The organism is Leeuwenhoekiella palythoae (assembly GCF_900130045.1).
Classification (GTDB): domain Bacteria; phylum Bacteroidota; class Bacteroidia; order Flavobacteriales; family Flavobacteriaceae; genus Leeuwenhoekiella; species Leeuwenhoekiella palythoae.
Window position 1 is genome coordinate 1 of record NZ_FQXT01000009.1, and the last position, 25,765, is coordinate 25,765.

The 25,765-nt window shown below is 40.5% G+C and carries 23 protein-coding genes and 3 pseudogenes; 7 read left to right on the top strand and 19 right to left on the bottom strand.

Annotated elements, in window-relative coordinates; translation table 11 throughout:
• Positions 1 to 723: pseudogene (locus BUA96_RS16825) on the top strand (Na+:solute symporter); the annotation flags it as partial.
• 672 nt (positions 724 to 1,395) lie between these two features.
• Here BUA96_RS16825 and BUA96_RS16830 read toward each other — a convergent pair.
• The gene (locus tag BUA96_RS16830; RefSeq protein WP_072985153.1) at positions 1,396 to 2,397 is read right to left on the bottom strand and encodes a family 43 glycosylhydrolase; all 1,002 of its coding nucleotides are present in this window, start codon (positions 2,395 to 2,397) and stop codon (positions 1,396 to 1,398) included.
• A 141-nt stretch (positions 2,398 to 2,538) separates the two neighbouring features.
• Here BUA96_RS16830 and BUA96_RS16835 point away from each other — a divergent pair.
• Positions 2,539 to 2,769, top strand: a pseudogene (locus tag BUA96_RS16835) (integrase core domain-containing protein); the annotation flags it as partial.
• A gap of 356 nt (positions 2,770 to 3,125) precedes the next feature.
• Here the strand turns inward: BUA96_RS16835 and BUA96_RS16840 are convergent.
• From BUA96_RS16840 to BUA96_RS16880, 9 genes are all read right to left on the bottom strand, one after another.
• The gene (locus tag BUA96_RS16840; RefSeq protein WP_072985155.1) at positions 3,126 to 3,461 is read right to left on the bottom strand and encodes an L-rhamnose mutarotase; all 336 of its coding nucleotides are present in this window, start codon (positions 3,459 to 3,461) and stop codon (positions 3,126 to 3,128) included.
• A 3-nt stretch (positions 3,462 to 3,464) separates the two neighbouring features.
• Positions 3,465 to 4,790, bottom strand: a complete 1,326-nt coding sequence (fucP, locus tag BUA96_RS16845; protein WP_072985157.1) for an L-fucose:H+ symporter permease — start codon at positions 4,788 to 4,790, stop codon at positions 3,465 to 3,467.
• 6 nt (positions 4,791 to 4,796) lie between these two features.
• Positions 4,797 to 5,591, bottom strand: coding sequence for an SDR family oxidoreductase (locus BUA96_RS16850; RefSeq protein ID WP_072985159.1), 795 nt, complete (start codon positions 5,589 to 5,591; stop codon positions 4,797 to 4,799).
• A gap of 3 nt (positions 5,592 to 5,594) precedes the next feature.
• Entirely contained in the window at positions 5,595 to 6,422 is an 828-nt protein-coding gene (locus BUA96_RS16855) for an amidohydrolase family protein (protein WP_072985161.1), read from the bottom strand.
• A 9-nt stretch (positions 6,423 to 6,431) separates the two neighbouring features.
• Complete coding sequence (locus tag BUA96_RS16860; protein ID WP_072985162.1) at positions 6,432 to 7,448, bottom strand: zinc-binding alcohol dehydrogenase family protein; 1,017 nt, start codon at positions 7,446 to 7,448, stop codon at positions 6,432 to 6,434.
• A gap of 13 nt (positions 7,449 to 7,461) precedes the next feature.
• Positions 7,462 to 9,105: an alpha-L-fucosidase gene (locus BUA96_RS16865; protein ID WP_072985164.1), complete on the bottom strand. Its 1,644-nt coding sequence runs from the start codon at positions 9,103 to 9,105 to the stop codon at positions 7,462 to 7,464.
• 65 nt (positions 9,106 to 9,170) lie between these two features.
• Positions 9,171 to 9,863: a DUF3823 domain-containing protein gene (locus tag BUA96_RS16870; protein WP_072985166.1), complete on the bottom strand. Its 693-nt coding sequence runs from the start codon at positions 9,861 to 9,863 to the stop codon at positions 9,171 to 9,173.
• A gap of 5 nt (positions 9,864 to 9,868) precedes the next feature.
• Entirely contained in the window at positions 9,869 to 11,644 is a 1,776-nt protein-coding gene (locus BUA96_RS16875) for a RagB/SusD family nutrient uptake outer membrane protein (protein WP_072985191.1), read from the bottom strand.
• 13 nt (positions 11,645 to 11,657) lie between these two features.
• Positions 11,658 to 14,858, bottom strand: coding sequence for a SusC/RagA family TonB-linked outer membrane protein (locus BUA96_RS16880; protein ID WP_072985168.1), 3,201 nt, complete (start codon positions 14,856 to 14,858; stop codon positions 11,658 to 11,660).
• A gap of 363 nt (positions 14,859 to 15,221) precedes the next feature.
• Between BUA96_RS16880 and BUA96_RS16885 the strand changes: the two genes are divergently transcribed.
• From BUA96_RS16885 to BUA96_RS16905, 5 genes are all read left to right on the top strand, one after another.
• Complete coding sequence (locus BUA96_RS16885) at positions 15,222 to 16,091, top strand: helix-turn-helix domain-containing protein (protein ID WP_072985170.1); 870 nt, start codon at positions 15,222 to 15,224, stop codon at positions 16,089 to 16,091.
• A 9-nt stretch (positions 16,092 to 16,100) separates the two neighbouring features.
• Complete coding sequence (locus BUA96_RS16890) at positions 16,101 to 16,970, top strand: AraC family transcriptional regulator (RefSeq protein ID WP_072985172.1); 870 nt, start codon at positions 16,101 to 16,103, stop codon at positions 16,968 to 16,970.
• 102 nt (positions 16,971 to 17,072) lie between these two features.
• Entirely contained in the window at positions 17,073 to 18,392 is a 1,320-nt protein-coding gene (locus BUA96_RS16895; protein WP_072985174.1) for an L-fuconate dehydratase, read from the top strand.
• A gap of 4 nt (positions 18,393 to 18,396) precedes the next feature.
• Positions 18,397 to 19,173 (top strand): SDR family NAD(P)-dependent oxidoreductase, encoded by a 777-nt coding sequence (locus BUA96_RS16900; RefSeq protein WP_072985176.1) that lies wholly within the window; start codon positions 18,397 to 18,399, stop codon positions 19,171 to 19,173.
• Between the two features lie 18 nt (positions 19,174 to 19,191).
• On the top strand, positions 19,192 to 20,049 hold the full coding sequence (locus BUA96_RS16905; protein ID WP_072985178.1) for a fumarylacetoacetate hydrolase family protein: 858 nt from the start codon (positions 19,192 to 19,194) through the stop codon (positions 20,047 to 20,049).
• Positions 20,050 to 20,165: 116 nt separating this feature from the next.
• Here BUA96_RS16905 and BUA96_RS17340 read toward each other — a convergent pair whose 3' ends face one another.
• From BUA96_RS17340 to BUA96_RS16945, 9 genes and pseudogenes are all read right to left on the bottom strand, one after another.
• Positions 20,166 to 20,324 (bottom strand): hypothetical protein, encoded by a 159-nt coding sequence (locus tag BUA96_RS17340; RefSeq protein ID WP_164916953.1) that lies wholly within the window; start codon positions 20,322 to 20,324, stop codon positions 20,166 to 20,168.
• Between the two features lie 973 nt (positions 20,325 to 21,297).
• On the bottom strand, positions 21,298 to 21,459 hold the full coding sequence (locus BUA96_RS16910) for an adenylosuccinate synthetase (protein ID WP_072985179.1): 162 nt from the start codon (positions 21,457 to 21,459) through the stop codon (positions 21,298 to 21,300).
• Positions 21,460 to 21,549: 90 nt separating this feature from the next.
• Positions 21,550 to 21,681: a hypothetical protein gene (locus BUA96_RS17445; RefSeq protein ID WP_262490518.1), complete on the bottom strand. Its 132-nt coding sequence runs from the start codon at positions 21,679 to 21,681 to the stop codon at positions 21,550 to 21,552.
• A gap of 661 nt (positions 21,682 to 22,342) precedes the next feature.
• A complete protein-coding gene (locus BUA96_RS16920) occupies positions 22,343 to 22,864 on the bottom strand; it encodes a GNAT family N-acetyltransferase (protein WP_072985183.1) in 522 nt (173 codons plus the stop codon).
• A gap of 10 nt (positions 22,865 to 22,874) precedes the next feature.
• Positions 22,875 to 23,567 (bottom strand): annotated as a pseudogene (mobB, locus tag BUA96_RS16925) (MobB family relaxase); the annotation flags it as partial.
• Between the two features lie 16 nt (positions 23,568 to 23,583).
• Positions 23,584 to 23,973: a BfmA/BtgA family mobilization protein gene (locus BUA96_RS16930; protein ID WP_175546511.1), complete on the bottom strand. Its 390-nt coding sequence runs from the start codon at positions 23,971 to 23,973 to the stop codon at positions 23,584 to 23,586.
• A gap of 451 nt (positions 23,974 to 24,424) precedes the next feature.
• Entirely contained in the window at positions 24,425 to 24,874 is a 450-nt protein-coding gene (locus tag BUA96_RS16935; RefSeq protein ID WP_072985185.1) for a JAB domain-containing protein, read from the bottom strand.
• 12 nt (positions 24,875 to 24,886) lie between these two features.
• The gene (locus BUA96_RS16940; protein WP_072985187.1) at positions 24,887 to 25,267 is read right to left on the bottom strand and encodes a DUF6876 family protein; all 381 of its coding nucleotides are present in this window, start codon (positions 25,265 to 25,267) and stop codon (positions 24,887 to 24,889) included.
• A 71-nt stretch (positions 25,268 to 25,338) separates the two neighbouring features.
• A complete protein-coding gene (locus BUA96_RS16945) occupies positions 25,339 to 25,680 on the bottom strand; it encodes a single-stranded DNA-binding protein (RefSeq protein WP_072985189.1) in 342 nt (113 codons plus the stop codon).
• Positions 25,681 to 25,765 lie beyond the last annotated feature (85 nt).

Sequence of the window (25,765 nt, forward strand, 5' to 3'; positions counted from 1 at the left end):
GGTTCATCGTACGTAGTAAATGACTTTTACGCGCGCTATGTTAAACCGAAAGCCTCTCAAAAAGAACTGGTAAATGTAGGCCGAATTTCAACAGTGCTGTTGATGGTGGTGAGTTCTGGGGTTGCGTTACTATTGACTAATGCATACCAACTCTTCAATATTATCTTGATGTTTGGAGCAGGTACCGGATTGATATTTATTCTACGTTGGTTTTGGTGGAGAATCAACGCGTGGAGTGAGATCTCTGCAATGTTCTCTTCAGGAATTATTTCCATTCTTTTCAACTTTACTTCTTTAGGAGTGGTGCTCTTTGGTACCGCCGAAGCAGATGGTATTTTACCTAACTGGTCAACCTATCCTGTTGTAGTGCTCTTAACGTCAATTGTTTGGTTAGCAGTCACCTTCTTGACACGTCCTGAAAAGGATAAAACCTTATTTGATTTTTATAAACAAACACAACCCGGTGGTCCCGGTTGGGAGAAAATTATAATTAAAGCACGCGCCCAAGGTGCTGCTTTAGTTATGACCAATCAGAAATGGTCTGTTCCTGCGGGAATTTTAGCCACATTAGTAGGTTGTGTGACAATATATGGTGCGCTCTTTAGCACCGGATACTGGATTTACGGGTATTATACCCAAGCCAGCATCCTAACGTTACTCACGCTGATTGCAACCATAGCCCTGGTGAAGCTATGGCAGCGCATAAAAACGAGAGTTTTTTGAGTTTTTTTAAATTGTTTCTGGTGAAAAAAAAGGCGTTTTTTTACAACTAATCTACTTTTTCTTAAATGATTTAATTGCTGAAAATGTTACTGGCAAATAATTGCTAAAATTAAGTCTGTCCTAATTTAATGATTCAAGTAAAAGGTAATCTTGATACTATCGCAGAACAGGTACTACTCAACTCAGTTTCAATAGTAATTTAGGAAAGTTATCAACTGCTGTTTTATTGATGGAACCAAAATAATTCAGAAAAACTCTTAATTAGAATATACATTAGTGGCCGAGGTAATGAGAATACAATTGCTAAAGCATTGCTTAAAAAAACCCTATTTTAATTAGTTGATGCCGGTAACACTTCAAGCGAGTTCGAAGCCAATTTTACTCCGTAATTAGAATGATTTCGATACAATTATATCAGGGAGCGTTTGCCAATAACTATCTGGCAGGGTTTGCCAGATTTGCTATAGAAAAAAGGTATGAGCCTTAATAACAGTGATGTTAAACCATGAACTTAAAAAATTTATAGCTAAGCAATTGTAAGCCTATCAGGCAGAGCTCAAAAATACCCTAAACACTTCATAGGATCTATGAGGAGTTTCAAAATAGGAATTATCAAATATGTACATTTATTAAAAATCCTATATACCAATTAACCCAATCTATTATTTAGGATTAAAAGGAAGCTATACCTGAGGGTTTGACATTTTTAATAAGTCCGTCTTTAGTAAAGTTTAAACTATCAACACACAATTCTCGAAGCAAACCTGTTGATTGCGGTGAGTTTGCAGAATGCCTATGGTAGAGGATATAATTCTGCCCTCCTTTCGAAAACACCGTATGATGCCCCGGGCTATAGGTTATAGAATCTGAAGCCGTACTTAAGATAGGGCTTGTTTCAGCCTCCTTAAATGGACCAAATGGATTATCTCCTATTGCATAACGCACTTTGTAGGTGTCTTCAATCACTTTTCCGTCAGAATACATTAAATAGTAGATACCATTTCTTTTTATCATTGCTGGAGCTTCGAAATAATTTTCTGGTGTAACATCCATTATCTCTCCATCAAATGTGATCATATCTTTTTTGAGCTTAACCACAAAACAACGACCGTTCATCCAATTCAGCCCAGAGCCCCAATATAAATAAGCTTGCCCGTCATCATCGATAAATGCTTCCGCATCTATCATATGATAATCCGGAAATAGATCTTGTGTAATCAGAGGTGTATTATCATCCATTGCATTTTTCCAAGGTCCTCCGGGGCTTGTAGCCACTCCAGCCCAGACTTCACTACCTACAGAAACATACATATAATAATTCCCATTTTTAGCTTTAACAACAGAAGGTGCCCAGACCATTGATCCGTTTGAAGTAGGACTGGTACAGTCTTCTTTAGTAGGCCAGTTTATTTTTTTTAATTTCCAACTCTTAAAATCTGAAGATTCTAAAAAAGCTAAATCATCTTTTCCCCAAGGATCTTTAGTAGCATATATATAGAATTTACCATTTTCTATTATTATAGAAGGGTCTGCATAATAGCCATCAACAATAGGATTTGAGATGTTTGTTTGAGGTAAATTAAAACTATTCTTTAATTTCGTAGTTTCATCCTTACAAGCAAACAAAAAGTATAAAAAAAACAGTTTAAATGCTAATCTTTTAAAATTTATCATCGATAAATCTATGTTAGTTTTATTGTAAATACTCTAATTCAACATACTAAATTTATAAAATTTATTTTTTAAACTACAAAAGTAATTTTATTACTGCGTCAAAGCTGGGATATTGTTTAAGTTGAAATGTAAGCATACATTATCAGTAAAGTATTGGATAAAAGATCTTATGAGAACAATGTGGAACTAGACTTCTCAAGACCCGGAAAACCTACTGATAATCCCTTTATAGAAAGCTTCAATGGGTCTTTCAGAGATGAATGTTTAAATACAAACTGGTTCTTCTCTTTGGAAGATGCTCAAGAAAAGTTCGATATTTGGAGGGAAGACTATAACGGGTTTAGACCACACAGCTCATTGGGTGACATGTAACCCAATGAATACATTGAAATCAATGAAAATAGCCCAGATTCTCTAGTTATGACCAGTACATAAATATGGGAGAAGCTCAGTAGAATGAGAATAATTTAATTTTTAACTATATCCTATAATATTGTGTATTTAATCATAATATTTGACAAGTAAAATTCTATGTACAAATTTTAATCCCTTTCAGTAAAAAGAGTGATCTTAAAGATTTATAGGGTTTTAGTATTTGAAATTCTCCATTTATTCAATGATAATATGAATTATCTAGTTTTTCAATTGCTATATTTTATTTTAAAGGAGCTCTCTATGAGAGCTCCTTTCATTTAAACGTAACACACACTTTATAATAAACGTCTAAACTATATTTTAAAAATACAATCCATCAAAATCCATTTTTCATCAGGATTTGCTTTGGGCAATGCTTGTTGATACTTCCACATTAATTGCTCCCATTCCTGTATTATAGGATTTTCTTTATCCATTTTTTGTTTACGCTCTAAATCAAATGATTCTGAAACTTCCGTGATCATAAATAATCGATTATAGCAATGATATATCTGCATTTTTAAAATTCCTGAATCTTTTATACTCTTGATAATCTCCGGCCAAACAGCCTTATGGTATTTTTTATAATCTGCTATAAGCTTTTCATCATCCTTAAGATCACAAGCGTAACAATATGTTGTTGAATTCATTTATTAATAGTTCAAATTGTATTTTCTGTAAACATCTCTTCCATAAATCCCAATAATCATGAAGCAGATAAAAGGCAGAATAAAAGAAAAATTGACCTCAGGGACTCCCAAAATGCTGATATCGGTATAACCAGCTCCACCTAAATCGAGAATCAGACCCTGAAGTGTGGGCATCAGAGCCCCCCCCACAATGGCCATAACCAGAAAGGCTGCGCCAAACTTAGCATCTTCCCCCTGCCCTTCTAAAGCAATCCCGTAAATGGTGGGAAACATTATGGACATAAAAAATGAAATACTCACCAATGCGATTAGGCCTGTCATACCCGGTACTATAATCGTAATCAAAGTAGCGAGCGCTGCTCCTATGGCAAAAAACAATAACAGTTTCCCCGAGTCTACATACTTTAGCAATGCGGTTCCTACCCATCTGCCGATGAGAAAAACAACCAGAGCAGCGATCCCGTAGTTTACCGCTTTGGTATTTTCAATGCCAAAAGATTCTGCATACTGATAGAGATACGTCCAGCACATGATTTGCGCGCCTACATAAAAAGCCTGCGCGATCACTCCGCCGGTGAATTTGCGGGACTTGAAAAGCCGTTTGATTGATCCGCCTATCTTCACTTTACTTTCCTGATGCGCGTTTTGGGGCATATTTACCAGACTGATTACAACCAAAAAGCCAATAACCACAATCCCCAGCAACACATACGGATCGCGTATTACCGCCAAATCTGCTGTACGCACAACAGCCTTAGCCTCCTCACTAAGTGTCGAATAGACCGTGGTTCCGTCAGGTAATAAATCGTCTGATTGTAGCGAAGCTAAAATGAATTTTTGAGCCACAATCAGACCGAGCAATGCGCCCATCGGGTTAAAAGCCTGGGCCAGATTGAGACGCTGGGTTGCGGTTTTTTCGGCGCCCATTGAAAGAATGTACGGATTTGCTGTGGTTTCTAAAAACGCCAGACCAAAAGTCAGAATATAAAGCGCAGAAAGAAAGAAACCAAACTCTTCATAAGCCGCAGCAGGGTAAAACAATAAAGCTCCCACAGCATACAGACCAAGTCCCACCAATACTCCTTTTTTATAAGAATAGCGGTTTACAAAAATTGCCGCGGGTAAAGCCATCGTAAAATAGCCGCCGTAAAAGGCCAGCTGAACTAGAGAGGCCTGAAAGTTGTCAAGCTCCAACACTTTCTTAAATGCAGAAACCATAGGGTTGGTTATATCGTTTGCGAAACCCCACAAAGCAAAAAGCGAGGTGATGAGAATAAATGGCAGTAAAACCGATTTGGCCACTACCGGCACTTTAGATTGATTTTTCATAATTGATTATTTGGCCGGAAGCAACGCGCGATCCAGATGTACATAACCTCCGTCAACAAAGAGAAACTGACCGGTGGTATGCGATGATTTTTCAGAAATGGTGAATAAGACGGTATCTGCGATTTCCTGCGTGCTGGTCATTCGGTTTTCCAGCGGTATCGTATTGCGTATCGCCTGCAGCTTTTCTGCACCATTGTCAAGCGTTTCAATCCAGTTTTCATAAGCCGGAGTATAGCTTTCGGCAATGATAAGTGCATTACTGCGTATACCATATTTAATAAGATCTACCGCCCACTCGCGGGTTAATCCCAGTACGCCTCCTTTAGCGGCAGCATAGCCTGAAGTCCCGCCCTGACCCGTGATCGCTACTTTTGAGCCTACGTTTAAAATGTTTCCTTTACTTGCTTTCAGCAAAGGCAGGGCATACTTTACAGTGGCATAAAAACTCACAAGGTTTAACTTCAGCGAATACATAAAATCGTCAAGCGAACCTTCAAGCGAAACGCCGTCATTTACACCCACATTATTAATAATAGCATCTATTCGCCCATATTTAGCCGAAAGTTGTTCGATGGAGTTTTTGATTTGCTGGGCATCAGAAAGATCGGTTTGATAGAACGTACTATCCAATCCTTGTTCCCGCAACTGGGCTTCATACTCAAAACCACGGGCATTTCGGTCCAGCAAAACGGGGATTGCACCTTCTTCCGCCAGAGCAAAAACGATGCTATGGCCTATGCTTCCGGGCATTCCGGCAGAACCGGTTACCACAACTATTTTATCTTTTAAATTTAAATTCATGAATTATAATGTATAAATGCGCTGGGCATTTTTATAGAAAAAAAGTTCTTGTTCGTCTTTAGAAAGTTGACCCGAAAAGGCTTGGGCTACACTAAGAACCTGAGCATAACTCCCGGCAACCAGGCATACCGGCCAGTCTGAACCGTAAACGATTCGATTAGGACCAAAAGCCTCCAAAACCACGTTCATATACGGCATTAAATCTATAGGTTTCCAGATTTTATAATCAGCCTCAGTAACCATGCCTGAAATCTTGCAGCTTACATTTTCGTAGCTGCCAATAGCTTTCATCAGCAAAGCCCAGGCGTCAATATAACCTGCTTTGATATACGGTTTAGCAATGTGATCAATCACAAATTGTTGCTCGGGAAAAAGTTTCACAAATTCGAGCACTGCCGGAAGCTGATGCGAAAAAACAAGGATTTCATACACCGCTCCGGTATTTTTCAGCTTTGAGATTCCATTTAAAAAAGATTTTCGCAGCAAAAAAGAGTTGTCAGCCTCGGACTGTAAGACATGGCGATAGCCTTTCATCAGAGGCATTTCAGCATAATAATTCAGATCCTTCTGTACGGCATCGCTTTGAAAATCTACCCAACCTATTACCCCTTTGATAAAATCATAATCTGAAGCGAGATTCAGTAAAAACGTGTTTTCCTCAAGGGTTTGATCTGCCTGCACCGCGATGCAGCCGGTAATATCGTGTTCTTCATAAACCGGTTGTAAATCCTGAGGCATAAAATCTCGGCGTATCGCGGCCATCTCGTCATCAATCCAGCTGTGCTTGACCGGGTTGTATTGCCAAAAATGTTGATGCGTGTCTATGATCATATTGCTAAGTTAGTCATTGATCTCAACCAATGCTTTAATCACGTTATTTTCAGGGGCCAATAAATCCTCAAAGCCCGATGGCAAATCTTTAAAAGCGATACGGTGTGTGATGTATTTTTTCGGGTTGATGGTACCGCTCTTAATACTTTCAATAACATATTGAAAATCTTCACGGGTAGCATTGCGGCTACTCATCAGGGTAGATTCCCGCTTGTGAAACTCGGGATGGCTAAAGCTCAATTCGCCTTTTTGTAAGCCTACCAAAACGTAGCGACCACCGTGGGCCAGATATTGAAATGCACTGTTCATCACATTGCGATTACCGGTTGCATCAATGATTACGGTAGGCATATCGCCGTTTGTGATTTCTGCCAAACGCTCCATAACATCAGCATTCATCGGGTTTAAAGTCTGCCAGACACCCAATTCGTCTTTACAAAAATCAAGGCGATGCTCGTTGACATCAAGGGCAATGACTTGTGCTCCTGCCTGCTGTGCAAACTTAATCAAGCCAATACCAATAGGGCCTGCCCCCATAACCAAAACCGTTTCTCCCTCACGCACTCCAGCCCGTCGCACCCCGTGAGCGGCAATGGCCAGAGGCTCCACGAGTGCGAGCTCATCAAAATCAAGACCTTCACCGTGCAACAGATACCCATCAGGTACAACTACATACTCTGCCATACCGCCGTCAATATGTACCCCAAAAACCTTGATTGAGGTACAACAATTGGTCAGACCGTTGCGGCAGGCGACACAACTTCCACAGCTGAAATACGGAATAAAACTCACTGCATCCCCTGTATTAAAACCTACAGCGCTACCTTCTACATATTCTGCGGCAATCTCGTGACCTAAAACTCTTGGGTAATTAAAGTACGGCTGGGTGCCGCCAAAGGCGTGAATATCGGTACCACAAATACCTATTTTACGGATGCGCAACAGTGACTCTCCTGCTTTAGGCTTCGGAATATCCTGTTCTTTTAATAAAAAGGTTCCGGGTTCTTCACAAACTATATAATTCATAGTGTAATTTAATCTAGTATTTGATTTCTAAAGGATTAGCATAGGAAGCAGCCGGTTTTTCCTGCGGAAAATACACTTCAAGCCCCTCAGCGTTTTGCTTAAATTTTAATTTTTTACCGGTACTCACTAGCTTCACCTTTTTGATGGATTTGTTTAGGTAAGGAGAATCTGAACGCAAGGCGTTGATAAGCACTTTGCCGTTTTCGGGCCAGCTCATAACGGTCGCATAGAGTCTATCCCCTTTGGTCACAAACCTAAAATCGGAAGACGAATAAGGCTTGCCTTTACCTTCATTAAAACCCTGAGCCGTCAAAGCTGCTGCACTTTCCTGTTGGGGTCCTTCTCCAAAAATCTTCCAGGGACGTGTGCCGTAAATACTCTTTCCGTTGAGACGCATCCACTCCCCTATCTCTTCAACAATGGCACGCTCTAACTCGTCAATGCTCCCGTCTCCCTTAACCGGAATATTGAGCATCAGGTTTCCATTTTTACTAACTACGTCAATGAGACTGTGTATGACCTGTTTGGCAGATTTATAGCGTTTATCACGGTAAATGCCTTTATCGTAATGCCAACTCCCAATACAGGTATCGGTCTGCCAGGGTAAGGGCTCAATCTCATTGCTCTGACCCTTTTCAATATCCCAAACCAAAGCCTTACGCTGCTCCTCATCGAGAATTTTACCGGTTATCACAGCCTGTGGATTTCCTTTCTTATCAAGGGACTTGTTGTACATATAGGCAGCAATCTCAAGACCTACATTACTTACCGGCCACAAGGGCAGCGCGGTGTCATCAAAGTATAGCAGGTCTGGATTAAATTTGTCTATCAATTCAATCGTACGGTTGTAGAATTTATCGCAATATTGTTCTGAAGGCGGAGTAACTCCATTGCCCCAGTTCCACTGGCTGTGTATCTTACCATTGTCATAGCTGTCTTCACTTAAGGGATGATTTTGAGCATACAATTCCTGCGGATCAATACCTTCCCACCAGGTACCCTTGCCGTCTTCAATAGTGAGATTCCCGTCATAGGGAACACCGGCCAAAGGACCGTTTTTGTCTGCACGCTGGGAAGGCTCATACCAACTCCAGGCGTGAGCGGCGTGAACACTTAGCGCAAAAGGCAAGCCTGCTTTACGTGCTGCTTGCTCCCAGCCGGCAATGATATCTTTTTTAGGACCCATTTTAACCGAATTCCAATTAGGCTGATAGGTACTGTCCCATAAATCCATATTATCATGGTGATTGGCCATCGCCATAAAATACTTGGCTCCCGCATTCTTATACAGATCTACGAGTTCCTGCGGATTCCATTGGTCTGCCTTCCACATATGGATCACGTCTTTAAATCCAAATTTTGAAGGATGCCCGTAATTTTCAATATGTGATTTGTACTGCCACGTACCTTCCTGATACATTCCGCGGGCGTACCAGTCGCCAGATTCGGGCTCACACTGAGGGCCCCAATGTGCCCACATACCAAACTTGGCATCGCGAAACCACTCAGGCACCTGATATTTAGAAAGGGAATCCCAGTTTGGCTTAAATGGTCCCTTTTGTTCAGGATTAAAAAAATTAGCGCGTGCCAGCATGGGGTTTAGGTATAAACCCGCGGCTGCGGCTGCACCAAGTTTTAAGGCATTTCTACGTTTCATATGGTTAATTTACAAGCTTATTATTATTTTAATACACTTATCGGCTTTTAAATAAAAAGCTATCGTTAAAGCTCCAGTTCTATCATTTCTGAATAGTTATAGTAATTCCCTGAGTTTGCTGCGCGTGCGGCAGCCCTGATGTAATATTTTTCTCCCGGTTCCAAACCAGAGATTACTTTCTGTTGAACGTTGTTTAATAGTTCGTCATCGCTCATCCCACTCACATCGGACTCCGCATTAGTATTGATAAAATTATTAGAATCCACAAATGGGGTCGTGTTTACAAAGACCGCTAATTTGTTGATCTTACCTACTACCTGAGTTCTGGATATAGAATACGTCACTTCCACATCACTTCCATTCTCCTCTGCGCTAATATTGCTTAAGCTAAGGAACGGTACCACTTCGATATCCAGATTTTCAACATCCTGAATGTTTGTAAGAAGGGTATCGATGGGGAAAAAAGGCCCGTCCGCAATAACCTTGTAACTTCCGGAGAAAATCCTCGTGTATTCATAGGTGCCATCTGGCATTCCCCAAAGTGCGATAGGTTGTACATTTTCATAAGCCTGATCATAGAGTCTTATACGCGTTCCGTTAGGCTGCTGCGTGGGAACCAAATTTCCAGAGGCATCAACGATACGTCCCTGAATGGTTGTCTGTGGTTCATCGAAATTATCGTATTCACAAGATACTACTCCATAACCTAGAGCTAGAACGAAGCATAACTTTATGGATATATTTTGAAAGGTTTTCATAGTTCTTAATATAATGGGTTTTGAATCATATTTGGGTTCGTGCTGATTTCGTTGCCCGGAATAGCTTCCCAATACATTTGTTCAGTCCACGTCCTGGGCTGTCTTGGCGCATTATCAATGCTAAAAATGTAGGTTTTATCTTCCCAAATCAGGTAAGGATTTAAAGCAAGGGGCTGCGTATTATTAAGGATCTCTGTCCCATTACGCCATCTTCTTAAATCCCAAAATCTGTGGTTTTCAAATGCGAGTTCTACTTTACGCTCATGACGTATTTTATCCCGGTCGACATTTTCTAAAGAAGCAATGCCCGCACGGGTTCTTATGCGATTAATAGCGTCTAAAGCCAGTCCATTTTCCCCAAGCTCTACGGTAGCCTCGGCATAGTTAAGAAGGACTTCAGCATATCGGAATATTGGCCAGGGAGTTTCAGAACGCCCGTCAGGGACCTGCTGGGAATCATTTATAAATTTATGCAAGTAAAACCCGGTTTTTGTAGGATCTGAATTTGCCGAAGGGCCATCTTTTCCCATAATCGTTACAGCTTCGCTTCCCTGCCCGTATAAATCGGTTAAATTACCGGCTGTAATGGTCTGACCGTTATCTATAATCCCTGCACGCACTTCTACTATTCCTCCCTGATAGGGTGCAAAAGGATAAAGTACCGTGGCAAAAAAGCGAGGATCCTTCCCTTCAAACAGATCTGCAGGATTCTGATACTTAATGGGGTTACCATTCGCATCATTTACACGCAGCGTGCCTTCGCTTCCATCTATGTATTCATAATCCTGTACAAGATCAACGGTAGGATTATAACCACTTCCCCAATCTATACGGAAACTGTGCGGAGTATTGAAAAAGTCAAAGCTATGCGTTTTGTCCGGAGCTTTAAAGGCTTTCACAAAGATCATTTCAGAATTGGTACCGTCTCCCATAAACAAATCGTAAAAGTTCTGGGCTTTATCGTCAGACTCATCAAATAATGTGTATTGCTCAGAATCCATAATGGCTTTTGAAGCATTTTTTGCTGCTGTGTAATAGCGCTCTGCTTCAGACGAAGGGATACCTATTAACCCATTAAGCTGTACACCTGCGTATCTTGCAGAAGAAGCAGCATAGAGCATCGCTCTTGATTTGAGCGCATATGCAGCCCATTTAGTAGCCCTGAATTTATCATCGCTACCACGTGTAGCAGGTAAATCAGCTATAGCCAGATCAAGCTCACTGGCAATCCAGTCGTATACTTCCTGCTCCTTATTTCTCGAAACCTGTAATTCTGCCAGATTATCTCCTGTAAATTGCTGGGCATCTTCAATAATAGGCACACCTCCATATCGCTTCACCATAGAGAAGTAATAAAAGGCACGAATAAAGCGGGCTTCTCCTCTTAAAATCACCTTTTGATCCTGACTGATAGATGCATCATCTATGTTTTCAAGGAACAAATTTGCCTGTCTTACCTGGCCATAACCCCACCATCCGTAAGCGTTTGATGGCATAATAGAAACATTACTTACCGTACCCCAGGTTTTTGCTCGTAAACAGATATCGGTTACAAAAGGTAAATATCCTTGATAATCAATAATACCATTGTAATTGAAATCTTCGGTTTGCATGTTGTTATATAGAGTGACCAAATAGGCCTCTACCCCCGTCAAACTGTTCCAAACATCTGATTCTGATATTATATTAAGGGGTTGACGGTCTAAAAAGTCATCATCACACGAATGAAAGATGCCAAGTAGAACCAGGCAGGATATCATTTTTATCTTAAAATTTTTCATCATCATTATTTTTTTAGAAAGTAACATTTACACCAGTATTCCATACGCGCTGCTGCGGATAAAAGAGTCCGTTCCCTCCGGGTGTTTCAGGATCTACGTTTGCATACTTGAGTTTATCCCAGGTGTATACATTTAGTCCGTTGATATAAACACGGGCATTGGTTATACCCAGGGTTTCGCATACTCCTTTAGGCAGTGTATACCCCAATTGGATGTTTTTCAACCTCAGGTAATTTGCATTTTGTAGCCAAAAGGAAGAATTGTATTTATTATTGGGAGATCCTGACGGAATTGTAGCAGGATATTTACCTGGAATCCATTCGCTGGTCAGATCATAGGGATCCTCTCGTCTCCATCTATCCATAAAGGTAGCCAGAGAATTGGCGTTGTTAAAAATAGGACTCTGAAATTCATCGGTAAAGTAAAAGTTGAAGTTTGCCGCTCCTTGAAAGAGTACTGAAAAATCAAAATTTTTGTAAGACACATTGATGTTTGTTCCAAACATGATTTCAGGGGTTGTTCCCCTTCCGATTGGTTTATTATCCCCACCGTCAATGATTCCATCGCCGTTATAATCGAGATATTTAATATCTCCAGGTCTTAGAGAACGGTTACCCTGACCGTCCTGCACAACCGCCCAGTTATCGATTTCTTCCTGAGATTGAAATTGACCTATAGCTTCATATCCCCACCAGATGTTCTTCCAGCGTCCCTCGGCCTTCTGGCGCCATTCATTTTCTGAACTGGTAAATGGAGCTCGTTCCTGATAACCATATTTAGAACGGGTATAGGTGACATTTGCATTGACATCAAATTGAAAATCACCTAATGACTGATTGGTACCTACTACTAGCTCAAACCCTCGGTCACTGTCCGAATTCAGGTTTTCCTGAGGAAGAGAGGCTCCAAAGGTTCCCGGCAGTGATAAAAAGCGGGTTGCGAGTAAACCATCTCGTTGTCTGTAAAAGTAATCGAATTGTAAGGTAAGTTTAGAGTTTAAGAGTGCCGCATCAAGCCCCAAGTTGGTCGTTGTAGACTCATACCATGTAAGATTTGGATTGGGAATACCACGTTCTACCAGACCGGGAACTACGTTATTTCCATAAATGTAATTACCTGATGGGTAGGTGAATCCGGTTACAAACTGATAGTTTGCGCCCTGGTCATCCCCAACTTTACCCCACGACCCTCTTAGTTTTAAATTGTTTACAAAATCTATAGTGTTTTTAAAAAAACCTTCATCCGAGATTCTCCACCCTGCGGTAACCGCAGGAAAGAAACCCCATTGTGATCCTTGAGGGAAACGGGATGATCCATCATATCTGAATACCAGTTCAAGAATATATTTATCATCATAATCATAATAAGCACGGCCTACCAATCCACGGCTGGCAAATTCATACGCACCTCCATTATTATTCTTATTGGCATCAAGACCTGCAAATAGGTATTGTACTGCATCGAGTGAATATTCACGGGAAGCATTAAAATCATCTCCGTAGCTTTCCCGCTGCTCAAAAAGTGCCAGCCCCTCAAAGGTGTGTTTGTCACCAAAGGTTCTCTTATAATTCATTGAAAATTGAGCCAGTGTTTCAGTATTTTGCCTGAAGGTTTCAGTCAGGCGGGTAGGACTTCCACCGGTGTACCCCACATTATACGCATCGGTTTCGGCGTTGTAATTATAAAGATCAAACTCTGGACTCCAGTTCTTGACACGGGCAAACTCCCTTAAATAGGAATACATTCCTTTAAGCGAAAGGCCTTCTATTTGTTTTACTTTATAATCGAGGCTTAAAATTCCGGTAAAATTGTTAAAGTTATCCCTATTATAACCAGAAACATCACTATTAGAAAGAGCTACAGGTTGAAAAAAGGGTACGTTAGTCTCGTTATAATATTCCGGATTGTCATTGGCATAAGGTCCTGAGGTAGGATGCGCCCGAAGAATTCCCCACATAATATTAGCCGCACTCAGTCCTGGGGTATTTCGGTTTTCAATTCTTCCGGAAAGATTCATTGTTGCCGAAAAATTATCACTGAATCGCCCAGTCACTTTAGACCTGAAATTATAGCGTTCATAATTATTGTCTTTAGTGCGCCACATTCCTTCCTGATTAAACATACCTACAGACATATAATAATCGATATCCTCCGTACCTCCCTGCGCACTTATGGTATGCTGCGTTTGAGGACTGTATTGTCGAATAGTAAGATCGTACCAATCATAAGAAGGCAATTCCCCGTTTCTGTATTGCTCATAGACCTCTCTGCCGTACACAGGAGATCTTCCCTGATTGATTTCCCCTTCGTCATTGAGCAGCACAAAATCTGCCGCACTGGTCAACTCAGGATATCGGGTAGGTGTCTGCACACCCACGTAAGCATCATATTTAAATACAGGCTTTCCGTATTTACCCTTTTTGGTTTCAACCAAAATAACCCCATTTGCAGCGCGTACCCCATAAACCGCTGCGGCCGCATCTTTTAGTATGGTAATACTTGCCACTTCATTGGGATCTAACTGGGTATAGTTTTGAGGAACGCCATCTACTATAACCAATGCATTCCCAAAACCACGAATAGAAACCCCTGCCCCATCGTAACCGGGTTCTCCACTACGCTGGGTAGATACCACACCGGGAAGTCTTCCTGCAAACGATTGGGAAAGGTTACTTACAGGAGCCCGTGAAATCTCATCAGCCTTTATAGTCGCAACAGCACTGGTTACATTAGATTCTTTACGCTCGGTATAACCTATTAATACCACATCGTCAAGTTGACTTACATCTCCCTCCAGCACTACCTGCAAGTTTGTTCTTCCGTCTATAGGCACCTCCTGAGACTTAAAGCCCACAAAACTGAAAACCAAAATCTGGTCAGTTGCTGCTTTAATGGCAAAATTTCCATCAAAATCAGTGACCGTACCGGTTGAAGTGCCCTTTACTACCACGTTGACCCCAATAACCGGATTTCCATCCTGATCTGTTACAGTACCGGTAATTTCCTGCTGTTCCTTGCCAAAAACAGTATGGGTATCATTTTTTACCACATACGAGTCATTTACCCAGGGGATAGCACTTTCCGCAAACGGATTATCTTCAATGCCTGCCTGAGCAATAAGACCAGAAAAGCATGAAAATACCAGAACTGCTGATTTAATCTTCAACCGCATCCGGTCGCCACCAAGACCTGCTCTAGTTTGTTTTTTATTCATTTTAAATTGATTTGTTTTAGTTTTTAAGTTTATGCAATTGCAATACTACCTCTTACTCATTTCCGTCTTAAATATATACGCCTAATTTTTTCGCCATAAAAAATTGTTAAAAATCAATGCAATAATCACATATGATAATTGCATATTTCCTAAATAAATCGATCGTTTATTCTATATTTGAGAAAATAAAAGTAAACCTTTAACATCTTACTTTTAAATCAAACGATTTCGTAGTAAATAAATGTTCTTAATTACATTTCAAATATATTTGTAACATACACCTTTATTTTATCCATTTCAGACTTATTTTTATCTAAATAAGATTTACATAAGACGTAATTAAATTTTAACATCTTTAATATTATGCTCCATACACATTCTTATTCATTATTGAATGCCGATTATGTTCAGCTCAATGCGCGATGGAATTATAAAAACGTAATCAGTCCTTATTACAGACTGTATTATATTGATGATGGTGCTGGGGAAGTTTCCAATCTGTCCAAAAAACTCGTTTTAAAACCCGGATATCTTTATCTGATTCCAAGCTTTACACTTTGTAACCTAAAATGCGATACCTATTTGAGTCAGTATTTTATTCAATTTTTTGAAGAGACCCCGGACGGAATTTCTCAATTCAAGGACAACCGGGATTTGATGGAATTGAAAGCTTCGGATACAGACGTGCACCTCATCAAAAGGCTCATAAAAATCAATCCCGGAAGAGGAATTAACCGGTCTGATAATCCTAAAGTGTATGAGAAGGAAACGTATTACAAAGAATACCGGGATTTGAACCGAAATATGCGCATCTCTGTACAGTTTGAGAGTCAGGGTATAATTTTATTGCTGCTCTCGCGCTTTCTGGAATCGACCCGCTTTAAACAAGAGGAATTAAACAAAATTCCATCTACTGTTCTAGATGCTATAAATTATATACAGATCAATCTCGGTAGTGCCCTAACCGTTGCTGATCTCTCCGATTATGTAAATCAAAACAAAGATTATTTTTCCAGAATTTTTTTGGAACATACCGGCTCCCGCCCACTGGCCTACATTCATAAAAAACGTATAGAGCGTGCCCAATACCTTATTGTTACAACCAATAAAACGCTTCTGGATATAGCTTTTGAGACTGGCTTTAACACCCTGCCCCACTTTAGTAAAATATTTAAAAAGCAAGTTCAAATTACTCCTGCCGCTTACCGAAAACAGAACCTGCAAATCACCTAACCAGCCGCCATGAAACTCATTAAACTCGACAGGCAAAGCCACGAAGATTGTTCCTTTACTATCAATAATACCCGCGACCGGCATTTTCTGAAAATCTGGCATTATCATCCGGAACTGGAACTGGTGCTGATATTAGAAAGTACAGGAACCCGCTTTATTGGAGATTCGATTGCTAAATTTACTCCCGGCGAACTCGTACTTCTGGGTCCTAATTTGCCGCATATGTGGCTCAACGACCCTATTTATTTTAAGGAGGAAAATGAGGAATTTCAGGCCCGTGCAATCGCCATACATTTTAAACAGGATTTTCTGGGAGCAGATTTTTTCACCAGACCCGAAATGCGTATTCTTGCCCGCTTGTTGCAGGCAGCACAGCGCGGTCTTGTATTTAAAAACATTCCGCCAGAAGTGCCTGAACAACTCAAAAACCTGAAGCATCTTGAACCTTTTGAACGCAGCCTCAGCCTGCTTCAGCTTTTAAAAGAACTTGCCATGCTAGACTATCATCCGCTCACCGGTGCGGGCTACCTGAGCGAAGCTTACAACACCGGTGCAGGCAATTTTGACAAGGTGTATGAATACCTCTACAAAAATTTTAGGGAAAGCATAAGCCTTGAAGATGTGGCAGCACTTATCCCGATGAATCCTTCGGCTTTTAGCAGGTTGTTTAGCAAGTTTCACAAAAAAAGCCTGATGCGCTACCTCAACGAGATTCGTATTGGCTACGCCTGCAGACTGTTGATGGAACCGCACGAACGGGTAAGCGAAATTGGTTTTGCTTCGGGCTACAACAGTCTTTCTAATTTTAACCGACAGTTTAAAAAAGTGACGGGGAAAACTCCAAAAGAATATGCGGAAATTCACTCAAAAATGCCCTAATCAAACCAGGAAGCAAAAAAAGTATCAGCATCGGTAAAGAAATGCTCGGTAAAAAAAATCAAGCCTGGGTAAATTTGAAACGTTCACTTTAATCATTCAAATATGAAAACAGAGGTAATTATTACCGGCTATGAGGTTGTAGACGTTCGGTTTCCCACCAGTCAGTTTCTGGATGGCTCAGATGCTATGAACCCCGACCCCGATTATTCTGCCGCCTACGTCATTCTAAAAACTTCTCAGGAAGGACTCGAAGGGCACGGCCTTACCTTTACCATTGGTCGCGGTAACGAGCTGTGTGTGGCGGCTATTGACTCGATAATGCCTCTTATTCTCAACAAATCCCTAGCTTCTTTTACAGCTAATATGGGTGCGTTCTGGAAAATGATTACCGGTGACAGTCAGTTGCGCTGGCTAGGACCCGAAAAAGGAGTGATTCATCTGGCAACCGGAGCTGTGGTCAATGCCGTTTGGGATTTATACGCCAAAGCAGAAGAAAAGCCTCTGTGGAAATTACTTGCTGACATGAGTGCCGAAGAACTCGTGTCGTGTGTTGATTTCACTTACATTACAGATGCAATTACTCCGGCCGAAGCGATAGCGATGCTTAGAAAACTGGAAGGCACCAAGCAGCAACGTATTGATAAGTTGCTTCAAAAGGGCTATCCGGCCTACACCACCTCTGCGGGTTGGTTAGGCTATAGCGATGAGAAAATGCGCAAATTGTGCCGCGAAGCCAAAGCCGAAGGCTTTAAGCATATGAAAATCAAGGTAGGCAAAGACCTGAAAGACGATATGCGCCGGGCTCAGATTATTCGAGAAGAAATAGGAGATGACCTGAAGCTGATGATGGATGCCAATCAAAAATGGGATGTAACCGAAGCCATCGCAAATATGGCCGAACTCAAAAAATTCAGTCCCTGGTGGATTGAGGAGCCCACCAGCCCAGACGATGTTTTGGGCCACGCAGCCATTACAAAGGCAGTTGCTCCTATTAAAGTTGCGACCGGAGAACACTGCCAAAACCGGGTGATCTTTAAACAACTGATGCAGGCAGGCGCTATTGAGATTTGTCAGATAGACAGCTGCAGGCTCGCCGGTGTAAATGAGGTGCTTGCGGTATTGCTGATGGCGGCCAAGTTTGAGATTCCGGTATGCCCACACGCCGGTGGCGTAGGCTTGTGCGAGTATGTACAGCACTTATCAATGATTGATTATATTGCGATTAGCGGTTCGCTAGAAAATCGCATTATTGAATATGTAGATCACCTGCACGAACATTTCTTTGATCCCGTAGTGATAAAAAACGGCGCGTATATGCCGCCGAAGTTACCGGGTTACAGCATCACGATGAAACCCGATTCGCTAAAAGATTACGAGTTTCCCAAAGGTACAATCTGGCAGGAAATCGCTCAAAAAAACTAAGATTATGAAACCATTTCAACTTACACATAAAACAGCTTTAGTCACCGGTGGCGCCAGCGGTATTGGCCGCGCTATCGCGGAAACATTTGCCAAAAACGGCGCCCGGGTAGTTATTCTGGACTTTAACGAAACCCAGGCTAAAGAAGTTGTTGAAGCTTTTAAGGCCGAAGGTTTAGAGCTTCAGTATATAATATGCGACGTGTCAAAAGCCGAAGAAATACAGCAAATCGTTGACGATATCGCTAGCCAAAACAAAATTGACATTTTGGTAAACAACGCCGGCGTAGCCCACGTGGGAAATATCGAAAACACCACAGAAGCCGACCTCGACCGTATTTATTCGATCAATATAAAGGGAGTATATAATTGTGTCAAAGCGGTAATCAAACATATGAAAGGCAACAACGGAGTCATCATCAATATGGCGTCTATTGCTTCTTCGGTAGGTATTTCAGACCGTTTTGCCTACTCGATGTCTAAAGGAGCAGTGCTTACGATGACCTACTCGATTGCCAAGGATTATGTAGATCAGGGCATTCGCTGCAACAGCATCTCCCCTGCCCGCGTACACACCCCTTTTGTAGACGGGTTTATTGCCAAGAATTACCCCGACAATCAGAAGGAAATGTTTGAAAAACTCTCCAAAACCCAACCTTTGGGCCGTATGGGTAAACCTGCAGAAATCGCGCATTTAGCGCTATACCTCGCCTCTGATGAAGCCTCCTTCATCACCGGGACTGACTTCCCGATTGACGGCGGATTTATAAAACTTAATGGATAACTTTTTAACTAGAAGAGTATGAAACTAATACGTTTCGGCGCAGCCGGAAAAGAAAAACCCGGAGTACAACTCGATTCGGGCAAACGCATAGATGTATCGGCTTTTGGCGAAGATTACACCGAAGCCTTTTTTGAAAATGACGGTCTTAATCGCTTACAATCGTGGTTGAGCAGCGAACAGGATAATTGTCCGGAAGTTTCCGCAGAAACCCGACTTGGAGCACCTTTGGTTAGACCGTCCAAAATTGTATGTATAGGTCTTAACTACGTTTCGCATGCCAAAGAAACCGGAATGGAAGTGCCCAAAGAACCCATTTTGTTCTTTAAGGCCACTTCGGCCATCGTGGGTCCTAACGACGATGTCATCATCCCCAAAGGCAGCGAGAAAACCGATTGGGAAGTGGAACTTGCAGTGGTTATTGGCAAAAAGGCCTCCTATGTAAGTGAAGCCGAAGCTTTAGATTATGTAGCCGGTTATACCCTGCATAACGATTATAGCGAGCGGGCTTTTCAGATTGAGCGTGCCGGGCAATGGGTTAAAGGGAAGAGCTGCGACACCTTTGCGCCTCTAGGTCCGTTTATCGCTACCAAAGATGAAATCAAAGATCCCAACAAGCTCAACTTATGGCTAAAACTGAATGGAGAGCAACTGCAAAACAGCAACACTTCAGACTTTGTATTTAATGTGCAACAGGTGGTGAGTTACATCAGCCAGTTTATGACCCTTCTTCCGGGAGATATAATTTCTACGGGTACTCCTTTTGGGGTGGGAATGGGCTTTAACCCCCCACGTTATTTAAAACCCGGCGATGTGGTTGAATTGGGTATTGAAGGCTTAGGAACTTCTAAACAAAAGGCCACTGAATACAAAAACTAGTAAAATAGATAGCTATATCAATTAACGTGCTAAATCCAAATTTGATGGATTGAGCACGTTGTTTACTATTTGACTCAAGAGTTAAGATACATAACAAAATGAAAATATAGCTCTCGCTAATTAAATTCTTTAAAGTATTCGACGCCGGCGTATCCATCACTAGAAGCTTTAGGAATAGTAATGGATTCAACGGTATCCATCGCCTGCAGCATATTAAGCTTTATTTGTGCTTTATAAAATTCTTCTTGCTCTCGAACCCAAGTCATATTTTCCAAAACTCTAAGTTTTTAATTATATATGAAAAAATTCTTGCCGGATAGCAGAATATCTATTGTTCCCAAGAATTGCTGCAATCGTATTCTCATTATCACGTAGTTCTTGTGTAGTGTCAAAAACATTGTATTTGACATTTTTTCATAATTAGTAGAGGTACGGACACTAAACCTTGACCTCTATTTTTTTTGCCATTGATAACTACTTCTTAAAGCCCCATTCTCATAATATAAAAATTTACTTTCTTAACAAGCTTCTTCAATGTAATTGTATTTCGAGTGTAGCGTACCACCAATTTTGGAACTGACTTATTTCTTCATCATTTTGTAACTCATTTTCCTCAATCCAGCGAGTTAATTTCCACCACGCATAATTGAGTATTCTATAGTTAAGAAAACTAATATAAACCAAATTGTCTAAGCATATCCCAATGCTGGAATATTTTCCTTGGAAGAGAATGATTTAACCCCTGCTAAAAGACTACGCTAATTCCATGAAATCAAAAACACAACTGAGGTTGTACTATTCTGCCCCAATACAAGTTTGGTAAAATACCACATGACCCAGAAATACCGCTACAGATTTTCCCGACGGAACTGTATCATTTAGAATGTGACCTGAATACCATTAGGGTTGAGAAGATCAATTTTCAAAAAAATAAGTAAAGGTCTGGAAAGCCGTAAGAACAATCTAGGAGAGAACTAAAAAACGGTACTTAAAAATATTAGAAAAAAAGAAAGATAGCGGCGTCAACTTTAAAGAAATGCCTCTTTCCCACACCCTACTGTGTGTAGATTAGACGAAATATCTCTCACCCTTACATCCATCACTATAAAATATTTAAAGGGCTTTACTAGAACTTTAGCCTAAAGATTGAAAAATTATTTAACAATACTATATTCCTTTTCTAAATTTAAAGAAAGAGCCTCTTAGTTTGCACCCGTATCTTAAATGAGTAAATTGGAAGAGATATCTCTAATCTTTTCTTTTTTTTCGCTTTCTTTTCCAGAGAATATACCCAATAATAATCAGCATGGGAAGTATTACAAAAACGATGACTTCAAAAGGATCCTTAAAATCTACAGGAAAGTTATCATCTGGATTTTGAGTTCCCGGTGGTAATTGGTTGAGTAGCATATACAGGTTATTTGACTTAATCTGAAAATAAGGTTTTAATCCATACTCCTATATTAAAGAAAGCACAAAGTAACAGGACTAATTGCCTATCTAATCTCCCTTCTTATGTTTGTGCGGTTTTAAGCAAGGCGTATTTCCGGGCGTACCTTTATTGTCGTGCTGTCTACGGTCGGGCTGCCCTGTCAATTTAGCAATATGTTTAGGTCCTCGTTTAATTCCCATGATGAAATGAATTTAATTATTTAAAGTAGTTCATTAAGATCAGTTATGGTGTTAAGTAAAATTTCTGAAGTCCCACTTTTTAGAATCTCGGTATAGCTAAGGTCTTTTGCCCTTGAAATATCAACTGCGATACAATAATTTGGATCAACAGCAAATTCGTCTGCGTATCTAACTGTAAGATATTGATAAAATGCAGTACAAAACATTCCAAACTCACCATCTGAGTAACCCTCTTTTTTAGCTACAAACCATACTCCTCCTACTTGGTTTGATCCTTCATCACTATAAGAAAAAATATGCTATGGACGAACCTGAATTGGTACGTTCGATAATGTGATGATATTTTTTACAACTGTCCTGTTTTTAGGGAAGCATACAAAAAAGGGAAGCATACATATGCAGCTCTCCGCCATAGCCTACAACCTCAAAAAATACCTCAAGTTCACCCAAAAACGAGCGAAAAGCGGAGCAGGAATGCTCGCTTCCTTTTTTTTTGCTGAAAAACAGACTAACAAACATCGATACATCGGTTTTAAGAGTTCTGAATTTCGTCTAAATCCAGATGATCCAAAAAAGAAAAACCGCTTAAAGCGGCTTATTTATGTTCGTAATGTTACCTTTTACAGTCTTGTGCAACGGTTACCATTGTTAGCCGCTGGCTTTATTCCATTTTCAGTTTCATCATTATGTCGGCTTGTTCGTCATTTCCGAGTTTGAAAACGTGTTTGTCGAATGCCACAAATCCATTTTTTTCATAAAATCGAATGGCTCTTGGGTTTTGTTCCCAAACTCCCAACCAAACAAATTCCACATTTTTATCTTTCGCTAATTCAATGGCTTTGTTATAAAGAATTTGCCCGACTTTTTTTCCGTGAAATTCTTTTAGCACATAAATGCGTTCAATTTCGAGTGCGTTATGGTCTTTTATTTCAGTTTGGGATTGTCCAACGTTTACTTTTAAATAACCGATTGTTTTTCCATCAAGTTCCGCAAAGTAAAATTCAGAGTTTTGGTCGGTCAATTCTTCTGTCAGTTTTTCGGTTGAAAATCCGTTCTCCAAATATTCTTTCATATTTGTTTCGCTATTTTCTGATGAAAATGTTTCGGCAAAAGTCAGTTTCCCAATGTTTTGAAGTTCAATGATGTTGGCTGTTGTTATTTTTCTTACAGTTATTTGTTGCATTTTAATTAGTTTGAGAGGCTTTGTATTTACTTCCCGGAGAAAGGCTGATGGTGTTGGATGCATCTTTTCTACTCACTATAATATGAATGTGACTTTGATTTCCGGCTTTAGGCATACCTTGAATGATACGCTTACCATTTTGCTGATGTGGGGCTTGTTGTTCAAGACGTGCAACTTCCCTAGCTAGATCTTCAATCCTTCCCTGTGCACTCCCCTGCCTGATCTTACGAATTTCCGAATGGAGCTTAAGAATTTTTGTAGCGTAAGGCTGATTCTCTCGAACTTGTATATCTGTACCTTTATAGGTACGCTGATGTTCTACTTTAGCAAAATACAAAATGTCTTTAATGGCGATTGGACGCCCATCAAGCTCTCGATTGAAACAAGTCACATAATCCTTCATCACGGCACGCGTATATGCTTTCAAGTCTTTACTACTGTTTTGAAGTTGACCAAGCTCACGTTGTGATGGACTTAAGGTAATAGAATAAAACTTGGGCTCTTTAGCTTTCAGTTTGGCAGTGTTTTGATCTATTGCTTGGACCACTTGTTCTGGAGTGATATGCTCTTCGTCCTGATTAAAAAAGAACTCTTTTTGCATATTGATGTCTTCTTCATTTTCCTTTTCCAGATAGGCTACAAACCCACCAGAACTTTTCGGGTAATTGCCGCCTTGTTTTTGGGGTGATATGCTGATGTACATAGGAATCGTTTTTAGGTTAATCTTCTTTTTGTTTTTCTCGAAATCGAGGTTGCTTTGAATCCTGAGCATATTTCTTTTCTACAATCAGGGGCTTTTCCTTTTGCGGCTCCAATTCAAAAAGGGACTGCAGCATGGCGTTGGTAGGTTTAGTTTGTGTCTTTTCGATATCGCGTATAATGGCAATAACCGCATTAATACGCTTTTTAAGGTTGGCCTCCATAGTTCTTCCTGAGGGACCTAAGCGTTCGTTTGGCGAGAGTTCATTGACTTGAAAAAAATCAAGCATTTCTCGTAAGGCCATCGACTGCGAGCTGGATAACTTTTTACTGAAGACTCGAAAATCTCGTGCTACAGATTCCTTGATGCTCAAGTTGACAAACCGCTCTTTTTCATATCCTTTATCCATTTTTCCGTGATTTTTTTGTGGTGTTTATTGGGGTCACTGCATTTTTCCATTAAAAACACCCGGTTGACCTTTAGAATACAATGCTAACAAAACACGCTTACCCGCTAATTTTATTGGGATTAGCGCAGATAAGAATGTCTTGTAACCTCGCGTAGCGGGTTACCCTCTTGCTTTTCCTTTTCGTTCGCCCCAGGCGAACAAAATTTCAAACCAACGGATTCCATTTTCGATTGCATTAAAATGGTCCATTGCTTGCGTTGAGGAAATAATTCCAGGTATGTAAAATGGTATAGGTAGGTTATCAGCGAAAGTCAAAAAAAGGATACACCTACATAATTTAGTTGCTGTGATCCAGCCTTTTAAAGATACTTTATTTTTACAAAACTCTTATCGATATTTCACAAAAAAAGGCCTCTAACTAGTTAGAGACCTTTGATACGGTTAGCTGTTTTTACAAAATCCCTTCATCAGCAAAACTGTAGTAGTCTCCTGTGGGATTGATGATGATATGATCTAAAATTTTGATGTCTAAAAAGTCGCCACCTGCTTTTATTTTACGGGTCAATTGCTTATCGGCTTCACTAGGTCTTAGGGTTCCACTCGGGTGGTTGTGTGCTAAGATTAGTGCTACGGATAAAGATTTTAAGGCTACTGCGAAAAGCAATCTAAGATCCACTAAGGTGCCTGTGATTCCTCCTGCAGATATCTGATAAATACCTTTTACTTTATTGCTATTATTAAGCAATACGATTTTAAAGGATTCATAAACGGCAATAGTGTTTTGGTCCCAGTTCTGATAAATCACGTGGGCAGCCAGTGAAGAAGAACTAATTTGTGGCCAATGCTCCGCCTTGCGTTTTGGTCTATAACTAAGACTTATTTCATTGATACGTGTTTCCATAGTTTCTAGGATTTAATATTCATTAGGGAGCATCAACATATCATCTACAAAAAACAGTCGTAGTTCATCTAAAGGAAAGTCGGTGTACTCGTATTCCTGTTCCAATAGAATAGTTCCGTTGCCATCAGCATAGGTGATCTTAGCCTCTTTATGAGTTCGCTCTTGTACGCTCTTAGGATTGCGTTTAAAAAGAATCACAATAAAGTTGCTCTTGTTTTTAAGGCTTTTACACATTACTGCGGTGTCCGTAACTAGCCAGTGACATTGGGCTTGTTCTGTGAGGTATTTAATCCCCTCGGTATATTTGGTGCGTAGCATAGGAATTTGGTAGCAGGTTGCACTCCCACAAAACCCTTGTAGCTGTTCTATTAATTGTTTACTTTGTGCGCTCATTTTAAGTTATTTAAAGTGAATAATTAGAGGGCGTTAATAGTGGAACATCTTCGCCCTCTTTTTTAAGTGATTTACTCGGATTTGCTACCCAGTAATACAATTTCGGAAGCTTCTACTTCAGTAACATAGCGCTTAAGCCCGGCAGTATCGGTATAGCTTCTGGATTTCAGTTTTCCGGTTAATGCCAGTTCTTTGCCCTTGGGTGCATAATTCTCAATAAGCTCGGCCGTTTTGCCCCACGCCACAATGGTGTGCCACTGGGTATCCTGTGTTTTTTCGCCTTTGGCATTTTTGTAAAATTCATTGGTCGCCAGTGAAAAGCGCACCACTTTTTTACCGCTTTCTAGGGTCGTTAATGTAGGCTCTTGCCCTACGTTTCCGATTAACTGAACTTGATTTCTTAGTGTACTCATAACTCTAAAATTTAGATGATTAAAAATGCTGCCCAAACCCTTTGGACAGTTTGCGTTTATACCTTTAAAAAATGATTTACTTATG